Genomic DNA, 17984 nt, shown 5'->3' on the forward strand with positions numbered 1-17984 from the left:
TTCTACCTTCTAACTGCTGAGAGTGCGGCTTCATGCGTGGAATGGGCGTTGGCGGCATCTGACCGCAAGAGCCTTCTCAAATCGTAGCTTGGGTCCTGCAGCACGGAAGGCGACGGGCGAAGGCGCCTCTCAATTATCGAGGTCGCGACTCGGACGATCTTTGCTACTTGCGATAGGCTACCGAACGCTACCGTGGCCTCTAGAACGCCAAATCTGTCTAGGAGAAACGTTACTATACCCCCATCGTCTAAACTACGATTTACCTCGACTTGCGATTTGTTCGGAACGCCAGCAACTTGGAATACTTTGTCGAACTGATCAGACCACATCCAAGGAACTGCCCTATAGGAAACCTTTCGTCCCAAAATGTTCAGCGCGGCAGTGGCCCCCTGGTCCAGCGCATTCTTCCATGCCTCCAATCGTATCGTGTCTTTACCCGTCGACGCCGGATATCTTGCTGCATCTCCGGCGGCGAAGATCCGAGAGTCTGCAGTTTGGAGGTATTCATTGACGAGAATGCCGTCGTCGGTGGCTAGGCCCGCCTTCTGCGCCAATTCGACGTCGGGATCCGCGCCAACAGCAACGAGAACCGTATCGGCTCCGAATTCCTGTCCTGATCTAAGTCGCACGCCCTCGACCATGTCGCAACCAATGATCGCCTCCACGTCCGCCCCGAGGAAGACCTTGGTGCCTTTGAGGCGATGCAGTTCTAAGATTCTCTCTGACGTCGAAGTCGGCACCACGCGAGACAGCAGAGCGGGGGCCTTTTCTAAAACTGTTGTGTCCACACCTCTTGCCCGGGCAGAAGCCGCGACTTCCAACCCGATCAGTCCTCCGCCGATAACGACAAGCCTTCGTGCTGGCACCAATCTCTCTCGGAGGACGGCGGATTGATCCAACGACCGCAGCGCGATCACTCCTTTCGAGCCGACGCCAGGCAACTGTGGCAAACGCGCTTTTGCTCCCGTCGCGAGCAGGAGGTAGTCATACCGAAAATGATCTCCTCCAGCGAGGGTAACGCGCTGTGCGTTCCGGTCGATTGCTTGCACTCTGACCCCAGAGCGGAAAAGAATTCCGTTCTGGTCAAGCCAACCTGGGGCAAGGGCCGCTACGCCGCTGAAGCACTCCTCTTGTGTAAGGACTGACTTGGACAGAGGCGGACGCTCATAAGGCGCGGACCGTTCCTCCGTTAGTAGTACAATCTCGTCGGACGACCCATGCTCCCGTAGTGCACGAGCTGCACTCGTCCCAGCATGTCCAGCACCAACTATGACAATTCTTCGAGCCATCACATCATATCCAAACTGTACGAGCTTGGAGGTTAGTCGCCGACATCTGATTTATGCCATTCTGAACCTGATGTTTTTCCATCAGGTTTACGATTTGTGGACTCGCTCGTGTCAACTCCGACCCGCCCCGAGGCGGCGGCCTGCCGGCGTAGGATCAACGCCATGTAGTGTGGCGTGTTCGCCATCAGCGCCTCTGAGACCAAAAGAAGGACTTCATAAAAGGAGGATTTCTGGTTCATGGTAGCCGTACGGACTGAAGTTGAAGCAGAAATGCGGGCCGGGCAAAGCCCCGGCAGAACAAGTGCTGAAGGACATCCGACGCCAGGCACGTGGGCAGTATTTCAGCGGAAAAGAATATCCGTATTGTGCTGGAAGGATTGCGCGGCGAGGAGAATATCTCCGACCTGTGCCGCCTCGATGTACTATGGCCGGTCCAAGGAGTTCCTTGAGGCTGGCAAACGCCGCCCTGGGGGGCGACACTGCCCGCTCAGCCACGTCCGGCGAGGTCAAGGATCTTCGTCGTGAAGCCTCCGAATTGGAGGAGGTGGTCGCCGATCGTGCCCTGGAGAACCGCTTCTTAAAAAACAGTTTGAGCGGGGCTGGAGAGGACGAGGCATGAGGTATCCTGCGTCCGCGAAGGCCGAGATCATCGCGCTGGTCGAGCAATCACATCTGCCTGCCAGACGCACGCTGGAGAAGTTCAGCATCCCGCGAGCCACATTTTGTCGGTGGTACGATCGCTACCGTGCGGGTGGCACCAGCCCCGCCCATGAGGTGATCAAGGCGGCCAACGAGTTCAACGACAAGACCACGGCGATCAACCAGCTCTGGCAGACTGAATTCGCCTACCTCAAGATCACCGGCCGGGGCTGGTATTATCTGTCCACAGTGCTCGATGACTTCTCGCGCTATATCGTGGCGTGGAGGTTGGGCCCAACCATGTGCGCCTCCGACGTTACGGCCACGCTCGACCAGGCGCTTGTCGCCTCAGGCCTGGGCTACATCAATATAAAGCAGCGGTCACGGCTTCTCAGCGACAACGGATCAAGTTACGTCGCGGATGATCTGGCGACCTGGCTGAAGGGCAAGGACATACAGCATGTGCGTGGTGCGCCATATCATCGCCAGACCCAGGGCACTGGCATCGGACCTTGAAGAACCGCATCTTGCTGAGCGCATCAAGCGCGAGACCATCGCAATCCGTCGCTTCCGGCATCGACTGCAGGTCGCTTAACCTCTAACCCAAGATGATCCGAAGCCTCCCTTCTCGAAATGCATGAGCGGTCTCAAATTATCTGACGACGGACACAACGCGAACATTGCGGCGCCGTGGTCGAAGTTGGGAAGAGTTCGGCTGCGGCCGTGAAAGTCGTGTGGTCCGTTGTGAGCAAGACGCCAAAGTTCGTCGCCGGCGAAGCTGTGATCAGTGCACAACATGATTCGGTGCTAATAGTGCAAGCGACCGGCTCGCGGCGAAGTCGGTCACCTCGAAGTGGCGCCCGGCGTAATCCGTTGTGGCCGCTCAGATGCTGCATCGCGTTTCGAAAGGCAGTGATCTGGTGTAAGGGTGTTTCGATAGCGAGCACGCTAAGCTGCATCAGTTGCGGATCTGCAATCTATACTCTCGACCGCTATACGCAGCGTGCAGGGGAGCAGACGAGCCGTGCGACGACGAGCGTTTAGCGGCCGTGGCGATGATGCAGTAAGCCATAGCTCGACATTTTGATGGGTTTCAATCAACCTAACCATCGAGCCATCCAACGCTCTGCCGTATATTGAAGAAAATAGGGTGGCTTGCACGCAGGAGGAAGCGATGATGGAGGAAACTAAATTCGGCCGTCGCGATGAGTTTGGTCACTACGTGCCTAAGGAGCTCATCAGTTATGGGCCATTGTTCACGTTGCCTCCGAAACCCATCGCGGTGATAAAGTGGTTGCCAGAGTACTTTTTGCCTTGGAACCTGCTGTTTATCGCGTTCGGGATCGGCTACTGGCACTTCCTTGCGCCGTCTCTTGAACAAATGAAGACACTCGAGATCGGCTGGGTGCTTTATCTCGTTCTCCTCAACTATGCCATTGTCGTCCTTTGGTTTGGCGCCTGGCACTGTTGGCTCTACGTTTTGCGCCGGCAGGAGACGCGCTTCAAGTACAACCCGCGTTGGCCCACGGCCAAAGCATCTGTTTTCCTCTTCGGCCAACAGACTTTGGACAATATTTTCTGGACGCTAACGAGCGGCGTTCCGGTCTTTACAGCATATCAGGTCGCAGCGTTTTATCTTTATGCCAACGGCTACGTGCCTCTCAGTACCCTGTCAGGCAACCCAATATGGTTCATCGTCCTGCTGTTACTCGTCCCATTCATTAGTGAGGTCCACTTTTACGCGGTTCACCGACTGATTCACACTCGTCTCCTCTACAAGTACGTTCATTCGTTGCACCACAATAATACGAACGTGGCTCCTTGGTCGGGATTAGCGATGCACCCGGTCGAACACATCCTGTATTTTTCTGGCATCTTCTTGATCGCTGTCTTCAATTCCCATCCAATACATATGCTTTCCTTGGCGATGCGCGTGGGCCTCGCTCCAGCAATTGGCCATACCGGTTTCGATCGAACCGAGCTGGGGGGCGAGCACACCGTCCAATCTGGAATCTACGCTCATTATCTTCACCACAAGCTTTTCGAGGTGAATTACGCTGATGGGGCGGTCCCGCTAGACAAGTGGTTCGGCAGCTTTCACGACGGCAGCCCTGAGGCCGATGAGCGTCTAAAGCTTCGTATGAAACGGCGTGCCGAAGCTTACGCCAAGAAGGACGCTCAAGCCTGAGGGCGCTCAACATACCCTAGGAGGTTATTGAAGAACTCGGTCGCATGGGGAACTCCGTGACCAAATAACAGCAAAGGGGAAAACGTTATGATAGTGACAAAGATTGTTCGTCGCGCATTTCTTGCAGGCGTCGCGGGGATCGCCCTTACAAGTGTAGCGTTCGCAGACAAGCCCACTCCGATCAGAGTCAAGTCGGACGCGCACGCCGAAGTCCCGCAAAAGTTCAAGGATCACGCGGTTAGGATCGCGGTCGTCCGCCAACTCAACACCGGCGACGTGTATCAGGAGTGGATCGCCGGCGTTGAGGCTGAAGCGAAGAAGCTCGGCGTCAAGCTGACGGTCTACAACGCCGACGGCGACAATGCAAAGCAGGCATTGATGCTGCAGCAGGCCGTAGCTACTCAGCCGGACGCGATCGTCATTGGTTGGGGGTTTGGTGATAGTCTGCGCGACGGCATCAAGGCGGCCGCCGACACCAATATTCCTGTCGTGACCTACTACGTTTCGGTCGAACCGTCGGACAAGGTCATCACCGTTGATCAGGGCGACAAACTGATGATGACCGGCATCCTTGATGGTCTGAAGGCGCATATCGGCGGCGACGGTGCAAAGGCTGACGTCATCTATGTCTATGTGCCAGGCTATCAGGCGCTCGATCTGCGCAATGAGGCCTGGAAGGAATTCCTGAAGGCCAACCCTGGCGTCAATACGGTAGCGACGATCGGCGTCGTCAACGCCAACACTGCCGCCCAGACGGCCGATCAGGCCAAGGCAGCGCTGACTTCCCATCCAAACGTCAAGGCGATCGTCGCGCCGTATGATGAGTTCACCAAAGGTGCATCGCTAGCGATCAGCGAACTCGGTCTGGCGGACAAGGTCAAGGCCTATGGCATGGACATCTCAACTGCCGACATCGCGGTAATGACGAAGCCACACAGTCCTTGGGCGGTCACGGCTACCACCAGCCAGTCCAATGTCGGCTCGGTCGTACTGCGGGTGGCCGCGGCCAGGATTGCTGGTGACCTCGTCGGCAACACGCTGAGCGTGCCGCCGCTGGTCATCACTCAGGAACAGCTGCGCACGAACAAAGTCGAGAACATCGAACAGCTTGGTGCGGTCTTTCCGGATCTGAAGACGCCGGACGTGGCGAAGGCGCCTTGGATGGATAAGGTGAAATGAGTCGGTCCGCGCAGGAAAGCCTCGCTGGAGGTTGCCCTATGTCCGAGCGACCGAGAGCCCTCATCGAGTTCCGCGACATCACCAAGCGCTTCGGTGCCACGCAAGCGCTAAAGGGTGTGAGCTTCTCGATCATGCCGGGCGAGACGCTGGGTCTGCTCGGTGCCAACGGCGCCGGCAAGTCCACGCTCATCAAAGTGCTCTCCGGCAATTTCCTGCGCACATCCGGCGAAATCCTGATCGAGGGCGAGCGGACCGAAATCCGCTCGCCGACCGAAGCACGTGACTGCGGCATCGCGACCGTTCACCAGAACATCGACGATGCTGTGGTGTTCGGCATGACAGTGGCAGAAAATTTGCTGCTCGACGAGCTCTCGACCACCGATTCGCCCTTCTTTCTCAACCGTCGCAGCGTCATGGATCGCGCGCGGCAGGTGCAGCAGAAGTTGGGCCTCAAGCTACCGTTGGAAGCTCCGGTGGAGGAGCTGTCAGCAAGCGGCCGGCAGGAGGTGGCGATCGCGCGCGCCCTAGTGAAGAACCCTAAGCTGCTGATCCTCGACGAGCCGACTTCGACGCTGTCGGCGCGTGAAGCGGAAAAATTGTTCGAGGCGGTGGCGGACCTCAAGCGGCGCGGTATCGCGGTGCTTTACGTCTCGCACCGCATGAGCGAGATCAAGCAACTATGCCACCGCGCAGTCGTTTTGCGCAATGGTCAGATCGTTTCCGAGCACCAGTCACCGCTCGATACGAATGCGATAGCGACATCAATTCTCGGAGATCTGATCTTGTCGGCGAAACATGTCATCCGCCGCTCGGACCAGGCGGCGGTGTTTGTCGGACGTGGCTTGCGTGTGCGGCCCGATGCGGTGCCCGTCGACCTGACGTTCCGCAAAGGCGAGGTGATCGGTATCACCGGGCTCGTTGGTGCCGGGAAGACCGAGCTTCTGGAACAGATTTACGGTGCTATGCCGCTGGTTTCGGGCGAGATGCTGCTCAACGATCGGCCCTTCAAGCCGCGCGACGCAGCCGATGCGCTGACGAGGGGCGTGGCGATGGTGCCGGAGGAGCGCGCGAAGCAATCGATCTTCCCTGGCGAGGGCTTGGCGAAGCATTGCTCGATCGGCGCAATGGGATTCTTCAGCCGCTATGGCTTCATCGACCAGCATAAAGAAGCGGCATTCACCCGGGATATTATCCGTGACTACAACGTCAAGTGTCCCGGCTGGGATGCCCCCATCGAGGCGCTGTCGGGAGGCAATCAGCAGAAGCTGCTAGTCGGCCGCTGGCTCAAGCACGGCTGGTCACTTCTAATTCTCGACGAACCGTTCCGGGGAATCGACATCGGATCGCGCGGCATCATCTCGGAGGCGCTGCGGGCTTTCTCGGAGTACAACTCGGTCGTAGTCTCGTCGTCGGACCCTGAGGAAGTGGTGGAGGTCGCCGACCGCGTACTCATCATGGTCGAAGGAGCGATCGCGGGCGAAGTTATGGCCGACGCGCTCAGCTCCGAAGAGCTTTCCGAAATCATGAGCCGGACCGGTGCAACTCGGCAAGGCGTAAGTGGGGGCACCCTTCAATGACAATCCAAAATTCGCTCGCGCAGCCGGCCGAGCCTGGATCCACCCGCGGCAGCGCGGAAAAGCTGAAAGTCTTCATCTACCGCTACGGGCTTTTGGCCGTTCTGGTGCTGATGATTCTGGTCTTCTCCTGGCAGCAGCCGTTCTTCCGCACGTTCGCCAATGCGATGTTTATCCTGCAAGCGGCCTCGGTGGTCGCGGTGATCGGGCTTGGCACCACGGTTTCGATGACGGTCGGCGGATTCGACCTGTCCGTAGGAGCGTCGATGTCGCTTGCGGTGATGGCGGCAGCCGCGGGGATGGTGATCGGCGACCTCGGTGGCGTCCCAGCGATTCTGATCGCCGTGGCGACGGGCGTCGCGGTCGGCCTGTTCAACACTTTTCTCATTGTCTACGCCCGCATCCCCGATCTGGTAGCGACGCTATCCAGCTTGTTCCTCATCAACGGGTTGACCTTGCTCGGCGTCTCGGGCCAGTCGATCGCGGAGGGTATGTCGTTCAACGGCAATGTCGCTCCGGGCAAGTTCTCGCCGCTATTCGGCTGGCTGGGTGGTGGGCGGCTGTTCGGTATCCCGGCGTCAGTCTTGGTCGCAGGTCTGATCTTCATCGTCGTCATCGTGCTGCTCAATTACACGCGGTGGGGGCGGGCCTTCTACGCCGTTGGGGGCAATCCGATCGCAGCCGCGGCGGCCGGCATCCGCGTGGCGCGTTATCGCATGGCGGCATACCTGATCTCCGGCGCGTTGGCAGCAATAGCCGGAGTCATGTTAGCGGCCCGCTCCAACCGGGGCGACGTCAACGTGGGCGACGCGTACTTGCTGCAGGCCGTGTCCGCCGCGCTCGTGGGATACGCCGTGCTTGGCGCCAACAAACCGAATGCCGTCGGTACGCTGGTTGGCGCGGTCTTCGTCGCCATACTAATCAACGGGCTGACGATGTTCAATTTCCCGTACTACGCGCAAAGCTTCGTTCAGGGAGTGCTGCTCGTGGTCGCGTTGCTGATGAGTTACACGCTCGGCCCACGCCGGCGTTGAACTCAGTTCTTGGTCGGCGATCTTGTGCGCGGTTGACGAACAACGAGCTGCTACGCAAGAGATCTCCTCCAATATCCAGGAGGCACACAAGGGGGCTGCCGAGCGGCTTCGAGCATAGCCGACGTGAAGCACCGCGCAATGGAGACCGGCTCGGCCTCGAGTTAACTGCTCACCTCCGCGCAGATGCTGTCCAACGACAGCGCGCGGCTGAAGACCGAGGTCCGGAGATTTCTGATGACGGTTCTCGTAGCTCAAGGCCGTTTCGGCGCATGCGGAGGAACGGTACGGAAGACGATACAACGTGTGAAGTACTGCCTAGATGTGAGCGCACGCTGAACTTTGTTGGTAGCTCATATTCCAATGAGAACTGCACGCCTAGAAGTCTGCTCGGCTCAAAAAGCCTATCGCTGGCTTCTCTGGATTGCGGGATCCGCTGGCAGGCGGGCCTCGTCTGCTTCCTCCCTCGACTTCAGCCGCTGTTGGAGAAGTCCAGCAGCGGCCTCTTTTTTCCCGCCAATACCACGGCATGCGAAGCGACCCGCACCCTCAGACGGCTTGTAAATATGACCTCTCATCGGGTCCGATTTTGCCTCCTCCGCGGGCGCTGTTTGCGCTAATTAGCGCTCGGCTGGTCGGAGCTGGCCGGAATTGCGGAGACCAAGCGCCGGTGCGTGATCGTCGTTGCCGCTTTTGAATCGCCAGCTGTCATTCCGATCTCGACGATGTCACAGGGGGCGCATCATCGAGCAGCGGAGCGGTCATCTTGGCGTCGCCGAACACACTCGGCCAATCGCCGAAGGCGAGATCCCGCGGACACCTACGCCTTCCTCACTACGCAGTCCGATGCTGGGGTACGTCACGTTCAGTCCAAAGCGTCTACTCTATAAATCCTCACGAAGACAGAGGAGAAAGACGTCTGGATGCGCCTCCCCGGGACGAGGCGAGGTCCCGCAGCCTGCACTCCCGGATGGCACGGAAACGCTGCCCAACCCAAGGTGGAAGTCGTTCCAGTCTATGACAAGGGCACGCATCTACCCGATCTTACCCAATCGCACCCGTCACCGATCTTATAGCCCGTTCCGGCCCGGTCTAGACCACATGCTGTTAAGGATGATCCGAGAGGAAGATCGTGTCTCACCATTGCGCGGACGACCAGGGGTTGGTCCGGGATGGTAATTTATCCCAGCTTCCGGTCGTGGCCTCCGGCGCGGTCGCAATCGTGGCCACGTTGGACACCAAGGGCCAGGTTGTCGCGATCACGGCGTTCGGTGTGACGACGCCGGCGGCAAATCAGTGCCTGGCGCGTCTAGCCGAGGCCAGTGTCGACACGATCGTCTTTCCTGCCAATGGCGCAGGTGGCCGGAAAATGGAGCAGCTGATTGCCGCCGGCGAATTCGATGGCGTGCTCGATCTGACCACAACGGAATTGGCCGACGAGCTCATGGGAGGCACGGCCAGCGCAGGGACCGATCGGCTCAAGGCGGCATCGCGCCAATCGATCCCCCAAGTCATCGCGCCCGGCGCGGTCGACATGGTCAATTTTGGCCGGCCCTCCAGCGTTCCTGACCAGTTTCGCGGCCGCCACTTCTGTTCCCATACGCCCTACACGACGTTGATGCGCACCACGCCTGCGGAGAACGCAGCTATTGGCCTGCTTACGGCCGAGCGGCTCTCGCAAGCACGGGGGCCGGCAACCGTGCTTTGGCCGGCCAAGGGCGTGTCCGATTACGACCGCGAGGGAGGGGTCGTTCGCGATGCCGATGCCGACAAGGCCTGGCTCGATGCAGTCAAGGACAACCTCCGGCCAGAGATCGGTGTCCGCGAACTGGATTGTCATATCAACGATCCCGAATTCGCTGAGGCCGCCGTCACGTGGCTCCTGAAACAATTGGGTCAAGGAGGTTCATCCCGTGCCGATGTTTGAGCGAACCGAAATTCTTTCGAAGATTGCACGTCAGGTCGCGGAAGGAAAAACGATCCTCGCTGCGGCTAGCAGCTGCGGTCTCGTAGCAAAATGTGCCGTGCTGGGTGCGGCGGATATGCTTGTGGTCTACTCTACCGGGTTCTCGCGGCTCATGGGGCTCCCAACCAGCCGTATCGGTGATTCAAACGCGCGCACGCTGGAGCTTGCGGCAGAAATTCGCAACGTGGTCTCGTCCGTGGCCTGTCATAGGCGGCGTCGAGGCATGGGATCCCTGGCGGCTCGATCTCGATGCGCTTCTGGACGGGCTTTCAAGCGCAACTAACGTTGAGGAAATGCTGGCGCCTGCGCCGTCGGCAAATGGTAGTCGTACAAATCGGACATCCGACAAAAATTTCGCGCGCGACTGACGAGCGCTCCTTCGTCGATAGTGACGGTCAAATCATTCGTTCGAAGATTCTCGTCGTCACAGTGGTGCTGGCAAACGCTTTTCGTCGAATTATGCACTACCGCCGCGGGTTTTCTGCGTTATGAGTCTTGAAGAAGGTCGCGCCTGATGTTTCAAGCAACGGCATCGATCAGCAGGGGCCGAACGCGACCCTCTCGTCTTTTAAGAACGAATTAAGCCAAGCTGGATTTGATGCCGCCCGGGCAGGAAGCTTAGGTCAGTGGGGCGTGTGATGAGTGCTGCCAACAAGCAGTCCGTGGAATCGGATACGAAGCTGTTCAATGACATGCCGGTCCTGCGGCGCAAGTGGCAGGCTGCGCTCAAGCCCGGCGAAACGCTTCCGCGTTACGAAAATGTGCTGCTGGGAAGCCTCGGGCGGCTTGCCGATCATCTTGTGCTGCTCAGGTGTGACAATGGCGCGTTTGCCGTTTCGCGCACTGGTCGCTATGCTCAGAACTGGTTGGGCGACGGCCGTTGGGACATTCCGCTGGATGCGTTGCGTCCAGATTGCGCGACAGCCCTCACCGGGGCGGCCTCGAATGCGATTGCAAACAACCATCCCTATCTGGCAATCGCTCATTGCGTGCACGCCGGCATGGTGCGGACCTACGACGTGCTGGCGCTGCCGACCTTATCGCGTTGGGGCGGTACGCTGGTCGGCGTCTATGTCAACGAGCGCGCTACAGAATACAATTTGATCGATGCAATCTTTTGCAAGGCCGACGATGGCGTTATCTCGCTCTCAACCGTTCGCGATCCCGCAGGCAGACCATTTGATTTTCAGGTCGTGCACCACAATCAGGCAGCAGCAAGGCTCCTCGGTGTGGAAGAGGGCAGCCTGTTGTGGCAGCGCCTCGGCAATTCAGAGCATCTGCTCTGTTCGCAAGAGGTGATAGAGCGGTTGCGCGGTGTGGTCGCGAATGACCTGGGTGACGAGTTCGAGATCGAATGCGGTGATCAGAGCATGCGCTTACGCGTCGATGCCTTCGGAGACATCGTGTCCGTGGTCATTTCCGACGTTACATCCTTCAAGCGCCGGGACGCATCGTTCAGGTTGCTGTTCGACAGCAATCCGATGCCGATGTGGGCGTTAGATGCCGAGACAATGCACTTCGTGAGGGTTAATGACGCGGCGGTGCAGCACTATGGATATGCTCGCGAGACGTTCCTGCGAATGAAAGTTCAGGAGATCTGGCCAGACGACGAGCGGGGCAGCTATACGCTTGCGCTGCGGGACGCGGGCGATATCTATCAGTCCGAACACCCCTGGCGCCATGTCAAGGCTAACGGCACTGAGATTTCTGTGCTGACCTTTGGGCGGCGCCTCATGATCGAGGGACGCGAGGCCTATCTGGTCGTGGTGGTCGACATTACCGAACGGCGCAAAGCCGAGGCCCGCATCGCCCATATGGCACTTCACGACGGGTTGACCAACCTCGCAAACCGCGCGCTCCACCAGAGGTGGCTCGGTGAGGCGCTCGAAAGGGCTAATGCAACTGGCAACCGCGTCGCGGCGCTGTGCATCGACCTCGACCTCTTCAAGAACGTCAACGATTCGTTCGGCCACCTCATCGGCGATCACCTGCTCGAGCAAGTGGCCGGCCGGCTGCGGTCCAAGGTGGCCGGCAACAATCTGGCGGCACGGCTCGGCGGCGACGAATTTTCGATCATTCTCACGGATAACACCTCGCCGACGCATGTGAGCCAATTCGCGGCCGACCTGATCAGGACGTTGAGTGCGCCTTACGAGATTGACGGCAACCAAGTCATTATCGGCGCCTCGGTCGGAATCGCGCTGTCACCAGACGACGGCACCAGCAGCGCCGAACTGATGCGTAGCGCCGATATGGCGCTCTATCGCGCCAAAGAGGATGGCCGCGGAACGCATCAATTCTTCGAGCGGGAGATGGATCAGCAGGTGCGGCGACGCCGCGAAATGGAGCTTGATTTGCGCCGCGCCTTTACCAGCAGCGAGTTCGTGCTGCACTATCAGCCGTTGGTTGACATAGCGAGCGACAAGATCTCAGGTTTTGAGGCGCTTCTCCGCTGGCCGCACCCAGGGAAGGGCATGATCTCTCCGGCCGAGTTCATTCCCCTTGCGGAGGAAATCGGGCTGATAGGGCCCCTCGGAGAATGGGTGCTTCGCGAAGCCTGTAACGAGGCGGTAAAGTGGCCTTTAGAGATCAAGGTCGCGGTCAACCTGTCGCCGGTCCAATTCCGTAGCCGCAATCTGGTTCAGGTGGTGATTTCAGCGCTGGCGAATTCCGGCTTGGCCCCGAAGCGGCTCGAGCTTGAAATCACCGAATCGGTGTTTCTGGCGGAGACGGAGGCAAATCTTGCGATCCTGCACGAGCTCCGCGAGCTCGGCGTCTCCATATCGCTGGATGACTTTGGAACGGGCTATTCGAGCCTCAGCTACTTGCGCAGCTTTCCCTTCGACAAGATCAAGATTGATCGCTCCTTTGTGAAGGATCTGGCGAAACGCTCCGATTGCGGGGCCATCGTGCGCGCGATCTCGGGCCTCGGCCGGAGCCTCAACATCACGACGACAGCGGAAGGGGTGGAGACCGCGGAGCAGCTCGATTGGCTTCGTGCCGAGGGTTGCAAGGAGGTGCAAGGATTTTTGTTCAGCGGCGCCAAGCCAGCCGCCGAAGTGGCGCAGCTCTTGTTTCGCTTTGGCGTAAGGGCGTCCAGGGCGGCATGATCGCCGTGCCGCAGGGACAGCTTCGTCACGTTGAGCCTTCGCAAATCGAACCCGATCAGGCCACGAGGTCGTCCGTAGCCGTCTCTGCCCCAGGAGTTGATCTCCGACACTTCTCGCGCGCCTTCACTGCGGGACGGCGTGGTGCCAAGACGTCAATGGAGCTTCAGCGCTCTTGGCGGCAGCCGGCACCAGATGCACGATTCGATACCCGTTCTGATGCAGGTAGCGCAGGAACGCAGGCAGCATGGCCGCGGTCCGCGTCTGCGCATCATGCAGCAGAATGATGCCCTTACGAGCGGCCTCGAGCCGCTCGATCAGGATTGTGAGCTCCTGCTCTGGAGTTATGTTCTCCCAATCGCTCGCCCAAAGGTCAGCTCCGAACACGACAATTCCGCGCGCCTGCAAGAGATCGAGCGTCGCAGGTGTCGCGTCGAAGTAGGGGAACCGGAAGAACGGTGTCGAGGGAATTTTGGTGGACACACCGTTGAGCGCCATTTCGACCACGGCGATACCGCGCTCGATGTCGTCTTTCGCCTGCTCGAACGAGATTTTCGACATCACCGGATGCGACCAGCTGTGATGCGCTACGGTGTGGCCCTGGGCGGCCATACGCCGCACGAGCTCGGGAAATTCCGCCGAGGATCGGCCGACCAGAAAGAACGTGGCTCGCGCGCATTCCTGTGCGAGCGCAGCCAGCACCTTATCCGTGTTCGGCGGCCGCGGTCCGTCATCGAAGGTGAGGACGACTTCATAGTCCGCCAGAGGAAGCGTCTCTGGAAAGTTCTTCAGCCCCACGCGCGGGAAGAGCGCGGCATCGACAGCGAGCAGCCGCGCCGTGCCGAGCGCATCGCGCCGATTGCAGCTAGAGGCGTCTGTTACGGCAGTACCGGCGAGCAACGCCAGCCCACCACAGACGATGCGAAAAGCTAATCTAGGCAGACGCAACTCTGTCATTGCGCGTTAGTGCGACCTTGATCGGTTGGTGAGGCCCGTGGCGCTCAGCAGATTATCTGATCGGCATCGCGGGATTTCGGCGCATCGAGGCTACGTCGTGCGCAAAAAGGTCGCCGAATGCCCCGTTATCAGCTCGAACCGCTCCCGCTGCCTGACTTGATTGGGGGTAGGCGGCTTAGCTCGGACAATCGCTGTTCGTCTTTGGGAAGATCAGTGTCTTGGCGCGCACCCGGCGAGAGTGCGCAGGATGCGAAAGGCTGATGGCGGACATCGCAGCGTCCGTTGGAGGTTCGAGGGTCAATTTTCAGGGCGGTGGTCGCGCCGAAAAAGGGCGTCGCTCTACCTATCCCCGACATAAAGCTGCACATTTCACGCGTATGGGATCTTGTTCTTACGCCTCGGTTGCGCTCGGATGCGCTTCTACATGCGAAAATGGGCTGGGATGAACATGAAGTTGAATCTGGCTGCTGCTCGGCTTAATCGGCGAAGCAAACGCACGCGGAGCACATGGAGGGCGCGTCAGCTACGGCGGCGGACATCCCACTACCAGTCTTGGCGGCGGCTATTTGGGGGCGTCGGGCTCGTCACACCGTCGCGGGACTTATGTCAATTCGAGAACTGGGAACCGCTACGGGACTCACCAATAGCGCGCGAAGAAGCAGCACCCGAGGCGCGCCGTTCGATGGGCTTTTTTCGCAGGCCGCAATGGGAGCCGACGTTTCGGCTGCGAAGCCGTCAGGCTGCAGGAAGGGGCTTTCTATCCGCGCTCTTTTGGTCCTGGGGGATGGTCGGCCTCCTCTTCAATCCAGCCACTCTCTTGCTCGGTTGGTGTCGGCACTTCGACTTATCTGACCGCCACCACCCTCATCTGGATTGGCGGCATGGTTCTGTTCGGCATGGGAGCGCTGTTCTCGCACAATGACTTTGACGGCGAGCGGCCGCTGCCGGAAGGAACAGGCGATATTCGGAGCCGATGACCTGGCGCTGGCGCGGTGAACAAGTTCGACCCGATTGCGGCGCTCGAGATCGAACGACGTTTTCGCGTTTCCGAGATCGCTGTTACCACCGAGCCGGCTGTGAGGCTCGCTGGTCAATGCCGCACTTGCAGTTTTTTATCCTAGTGGCGGCTCTTTCGCTCGATTGATTTTACGGCCCTTCACGGCCCCGTGCCCCGATCATGCGCTCGACGAAGTCGAGAAACCGATAGTGGAGACCACGTCATGAGGAAGACAAAGACGCCCAACGTCACCCCAAGCCTGCCAAACGCCGCCTGCGAAGCCTTCAATAGCGCGATGGGTGGGTGTTGAGGCTGACAAGCTCCTCCGCAAGTGACTTCGAAAAGGCACGCTAAGGGAAAACGCTGGGGCTGATTTGGCAATGGTAAAACGCTCACCGAGAAAATGTGAAGCCTTCGTTATGCATGCGCATCACGATACAACGGCAACCTATTCCGACCTTTTCGACAGGCTTAGCCGGCTGCGACCGGAAGATCGGGTATACAAATTCAGCGACGAAGTGGTGCTCGGCTTCCCGATCGTATCGAGCGAAAAGGGCGGGTATTTTATCCAATCGGTCTTGGGTAGGTCCGAGTCAGCGCTTGTTCTCAACACCGAGACGGGAAGTACCCGAGAAAATACCCTGGCCAAGTCCGAAATGCTCAGCCATCCGACACACTTGTCTGTTTCTCCTCAAAAGCGTCGAGCTGCTATCGAGTATTCGCATCGGGGCCCGAAAGCACCAATGCTTGCAGAGGCAATCGAGGGAATACTTAGAGAGAACTATACTGATCTAAAAGAGATTGGATTTAGCTTCGCACCCGTGATCCGAGAGAACTTCATCACTGAAATAAATGCATTCGGGCGCATTCGCGAGGCTGAGATTCGCGTGACCCGACCAAACGCTAGTTGGACAGATCACTATACCGAACTATCTGATTTGGCGGAGCAGTCGGGTGGAGATAAAGTTGGTCTGGGTGTGAAAGCCGGCCGCAATGAAACGCTCAAGAAGAATACGGGCATCGTGCGGGTCATCAAAGACGTTGTAAGGGATAAGGAACCGTACCTCGACGATGCGAGCGTGAAGGGCGTTCGTGAAAACGAGACAACTGAAACTACCGTGCATGCAAAGAAACACGTTCAACATGCCCGGTCCCTCGTCCAAACCGATGAAGCAGGCGTACCCATCTTAAACGACATCAAAGCAAAGCTTACCCAATTCCTGACGACAATATTGGGCTGACCATGATTGAAACGGCATGGACATTCTGGCGCAAGAATGTTCGGAAGCACACGACCCGAATTGTCGCGACGACGCACCCCTACCTCAGCGGCTTACTAGCTATGTTGGTAGTCGGCTATTCAGGACTGACGGTGAAGCCATTCGTTCTCGCTGGCTTCTTCGTGCCATACGACACCGTGGTGTTCGGATTTACCGCGACGGCTGTCGCACTGTCTATCGCGCTGCCCAGTGAGCGGTTCATCAAGTTTCTTAGCCAGATCAGGGACGGCACGACACCGTTTCGAGATTTTCTGTTTATCTTAGCGTGGAACGGCGTCGTCCATATCCTCGCATTCTTTATGTTCATCCCTGTTGTCTTCATTGGAGATCAGACAAGCTTCGGGCCAACTGATGCAGTTGGGAAATTGCAGGTATTCGTGTTCTTTGCACTTTGGGTACAATTTTATGCGTGCTTCCAGTTTTTGGTTACGACAATCGGCGTGTACGAATTAGCCGATTTGTACGGCACCTACTGTGCCAGCCTAAGAAAGGCAGATGACGCGAATCAAGGACAGTGATCTCTAAGGCCCGGTCAGCGACACCTCATTGGGGTCGATCAGGTCAGTTCGCCGCGCTTTTCCCCAATTTGCTTCCAACAATTAAGCTCCCAGCCTCTTGTTAGATTGTAGCCCTCTCTCTCTCTCTCTCTCTCTCTCTCCGTTAGCGGCTTCACTCGACCTCGTGGTATTCGGCCTGGTTGAAATCTGACCCGAACAGCGCTGCTGCGGCATCGTAGAGCGCGACAGTGTTAGCGGTATCCCGCTTCTTGTACCAGGCGCGCAAGGCGTCGATCGCCGACGCATGAACTCGCAAATGTTGCACGGTGGCCGAGGTCCGCTCGCCGGATAAGGTGACGCCGCTGGGTTCCTCCATAGCGTGGCGCGGATGTTCGCGTGGGGCAAGCGCGCGGTGCCCAGTCATGCCGTTGGTTTGTGCTAGCTCTTCGCTGTTCCATGTGGCCGCTGCCTCTTCCATGCTCGCGAAGCTCTTGGTTGCGATGAGCATTCCGTGGCGCGCGCATCCCTCGCAATGAAGGTGCCAGCCAGCAACCCCGCGGATCATGACCGGGCGACCACAGCAAATCCGGCAATCGACCACCTTCGGGGCGGGCGCTTCGAGTTTGGCGTTGCTGCCGGCGGCCGTGGCGAAAGTGAATGTCGTTACCGCGTTGCGAAAAGGCTCAACCATCGTGTGTCCCGGCCTACTGATGCGAGCGAGCCTAACACTACAACCAGTACGATAATCAGCGATGATCGCTCACCATCGGCCGTCTTTCTGCGCGCTGCGCGGCTCGGCGGGCGCGAGTTTACGCGCCGTATCTCGCACTGGCTTCGATGAGGGCCTGAGGGTCTTCGGTTGGCTTGCTTAGGGCCGTGATCGAGCGTCCATGCGGGCTTCATCAATGTCAGCAGTCGACTGTTTGGGTGACGCTACCGAAAAGCGAGAGCTCGAAGCCGGTTTGTTACCGGAGCATACGTCCTGAAAAGTAGGTAGCCAAATGGTTATTTCGATAATGATTTCAATGTCCTATCTTAGGATTTGGATTCCGGACAGGACTCGAAACCTGCAACCAGCCGAGCAGAAATGCGTGGGGCAAGGTCACTAGCGAGCTCTTATCGTCCGGCTCGAAGCACTGCCACGTTGGTGTGTCGAGCCGGTAGCAGGCCACACCTTCAGTTGGACTTTTCGCTGTAAACCATTGATCTGTAATGGTCGAATTTTGGCTCAGTTGGAAAAATTCTCCTGAGAAATCAATGCTGGCAGCGTGTCTCTTAAT

14 protein-coding genes and 3 pseudogenes are annotated in these 17984 nt (G+C 58.4%); 11 read left to right on the forward strand and 6 right to left on the reverse strand.

Annotated features, from left to right (window positions below; translation table 11 throughout):
• Positions 1 to 2: 2 nt before the first annotated feature.
• A complete protein-coding gene (locus ACRQ5Q_RS11810; protein WP_439397912.1) occupies positions 3 to 1289 on the reverse strand; it encodes an NAD(P)/FAD-dependent oxidoreductase in 1287 nt (428 codons plus the stop codon).
• A 32-nt stretch (positions 1290 to 1321) separates the two neighbouring features.
• Entirely contained in the window at positions 1322 to 1528 is a 207-nt protein-coding gene (locus ACRQ5Q_RS11815; RefSeq protein WP_439397913.1) for a hypothetical protein, read from the reverse strand.
• A 20-nt stretch (positions 1529 to 1548) separates the two neighbouring features.
• On the opposite strand from ACRQ5Q_RS11815, the pseudogene ACRQ5Q_RS11820 reads away from it, so the two are divergent.
• The 6 genes and pseudogenes from ACRQ5Q_RS11820 to ACRQ5Q_RS11845 all read left to right on the forward strand — a co-directional run.
• Positions 1549 to 2461, forward strand: a pseudogene (locus ACRQ5Q_RS11820) (DDE-type integrase/transposase/recombinase); the annotation flags it as partial.
• Positions 2462 to 3102: 641 nt separating this feature from the next.
• Positions 3103 to 4116 carry a sterol desaturase family protein gene (locus ACRQ5Q_RS11825; protein WP_439397915.1) on the forward strand — a complete coding sequence of 338 codons (1014 nt, stop codon included), beginning with the start codon at positions 3103 to 3105 and terminating at the stop codon, positions 4114 to 4116.
• An 87-nt stretch (positions 4117 to 4203) separates the two neighbouring features.
• A complete protein-coding gene (locus tag ACRQ5Q_RS11830) occupies positions 4204 to 5295 on the forward strand; it encodes a substrate-binding domain-containing protein (protein WP_439397917.1) in 1092 nt (363 codons plus the stop codon).
• Positions 5296 to 5333: 38 nt separating this feature from the next.
• Positions 5334 to 6872 carry a sugar ABC transporter ATP-binding protein gene (locus ACRQ5Q_RS11835; protein ID WP_439397918.1) on the forward strand — a complete coding sequence of 513 codons (1539 nt, stop codon included), beginning with the start codon at positions 5334 to 5336 and terminating at the stop codon, positions 6870 to 6872.
• On the forward strand, positions 6869 to 7903 hold the full coding sequence (locus tag ACRQ5Q_RS11840; protein ID WP_439397920.1) for an ABC transporter permease: 1035 nt from the start codon (positions 6869 to 6871) through the stop codon (positions 7901 to 7903). Before ACRQ5Q_RS11835 ends, ACRQ5Q_RS11840 begins: the two co-directional genes overlap by 4 nt.
• A 13-nt stretch (positions 7904 to 7916) precedes the next feature.
• A pseudogene (locus tag ACRQ5Q_RS11845) lies at positions 7917 to 8155 on the forward strand (HAMP domain-containing methyl-accepting chemotaxis protein); the annotation flags it as partial.
• Between the two features lie 365 nt (positions 8156 to 8520).
• Here ACRQ5Q_RS11845 and ACRQ5Q_RS11850 read toward each other — a convergent pair.
• Positions 8521 to 8710, reverse strand: a pseudogene (locus ACRQ5Q_RS11850) (ATP-binding protein); the annotation flags it as partial.
• 421 nt (positions 8711 to 9131) lie between these two features.
• Here ACRQ5Q_RS11850 and ACRQ5Q_RS11855 point away from each other — a divergent pair.
• From ACRQ5Q_RS11855 to ACRQ5Q_RS11865, 3 genes are all read left to right on the forward strand, one after another.
• The gene (locus tag ACRQ5Q_RS11855) at positions 9132 to 9827 is read left to right on the forward strand and encodes a Tm-1-like ATP-binding domain-containing protein (RefSeq protein ID WP_439397922.1); all 696 of its coding nucleotides are present in this window, start codon (positions 9132 to 9134) and stop codon (positions 9825 to 9827) included.
• A complete protein-coding gene (locus ACRQ5Q_RS11860; RefSeq protein ID WP_439399796.1) occupies positions 9820 to 10149 on the forward strand; it encodes a phosphoenolpyruvate hydrolase family protein in 330 nt (109 codons plus the stop codon). Before ACRQ5Q_RS11855 ends, ACRQ5Q_RS11860 begins: the two co-directional genes overlap by 8 nt.
• A gap of 355 nt (positions 10150 to 10504) precedes the next feature.
• On the forward strand, positions 10505 to 12976 hold the full coding sequence (locus ACRQ5Q_RS11865; protein ID WP_439397924.1) for a putative bifunctional diguanylate cyclase/phosphodiesterase: 2472 nt from the start codon (positions 10505 to 10507) through the stop codon (positions 12974 to 12976).
• A 123-nt stretch (positions 12977 to 13099) separates the two neighbouring features.
• Here ACRQ5Q_RS11865 and ACRQ5Q_RS11870 read toward each other — a convergent pair whose 3' ends face one another.
• Together ACRQ5Q_RS11870 and ACRQ5Q_RS11875 are read right to left on the reverse strand one after the other, a co-directional pair.
• The gene (locus ACRQ5Q_RS11870; RefSeq protein ID WP_439397926.1) at positions 13100 to 13930 is read right to left on the reverse strand and encodes a polysaccharide deacetylase family protein; all 831 of its coding nucleotides are present in this window, start codon (positions 13928 to 13930) and stop codon (positions 13100 to 13102) included.
• An 800-nt stretch (positions 13931 to 14730) separates the two neighbouring features.
• Positions 14731 to 15024, reverse strand: a complete 294-nt coding sequence (locus ACRQ5Q_RS11875; RefSeq protein ID WP_439397927.1) for a hypothetical protein — start codon at positions 15022 to 15024, stop codon at positions 14731 to 14733.
• Positions 15025 to 15307: 283 nt separating this feature from the next.
• Between ACRQ5Q_RS11875 and ACRQ5Q_RS11880 the strand changes: the two genes are divergently transcribed.
• Both ACRQ5Q_RS11880 and ACRQ5Q_RS11885 read left to right on the forward strand, forming a co-directional pair.
• Entirely contained in the window at positions 15308 to 16168 is an 861-nt protein-coding gene (locus ACRQ5Q_RS11880) for a hypothetical protein (RefSeq protein WP_439397929.1), read from the forward strand.
• Positions 16169 to 16170: 2 nt separating this feature from the next.
• The gene (locus ACRQ5Q_RS11885; RefSeq protein WP_439397931.1) at positions 16171 to 16725 is read left to right on the forward strand and encodes a hypothetical protein; all 555 of its coding nucleotides are present in this window, start codon (positions 16171 to 16173) and stop codon (positions 16723 to 16725) included.
• 151 nt (positions 16726 to 16876) lie between these two features.
• On the opposite strand, the gene ACRQ5Q_RS11890 is transcribed toward ACRQ5Q_RS11885, so the two are convergent.
• Positions 16877 to 17395 carry a hypothetical protein gene (locus tag ACRQ5Q_RS11890; protein ID WP_439397933.1) on the reverse strand — a complete coding sequence of 173 codons (519 nt, stop codon included), beginning with the start codon at positions 17393 to 17395 and terminating at the stop codon, positions 16877 to 16879.
• Between the last annotated feature and the right edge of the window lie 589 nt (positions 17396 to 17984).

Source organism: Bradyrhizobium sp. PMVTL-01, assembly GCF_051861855.1.
GTDB lineage: Bacteria > Pseudomonadota > Alphaproteobacteria > Rhizobiales > Xanthobacteraceae > Bradyrhizobium.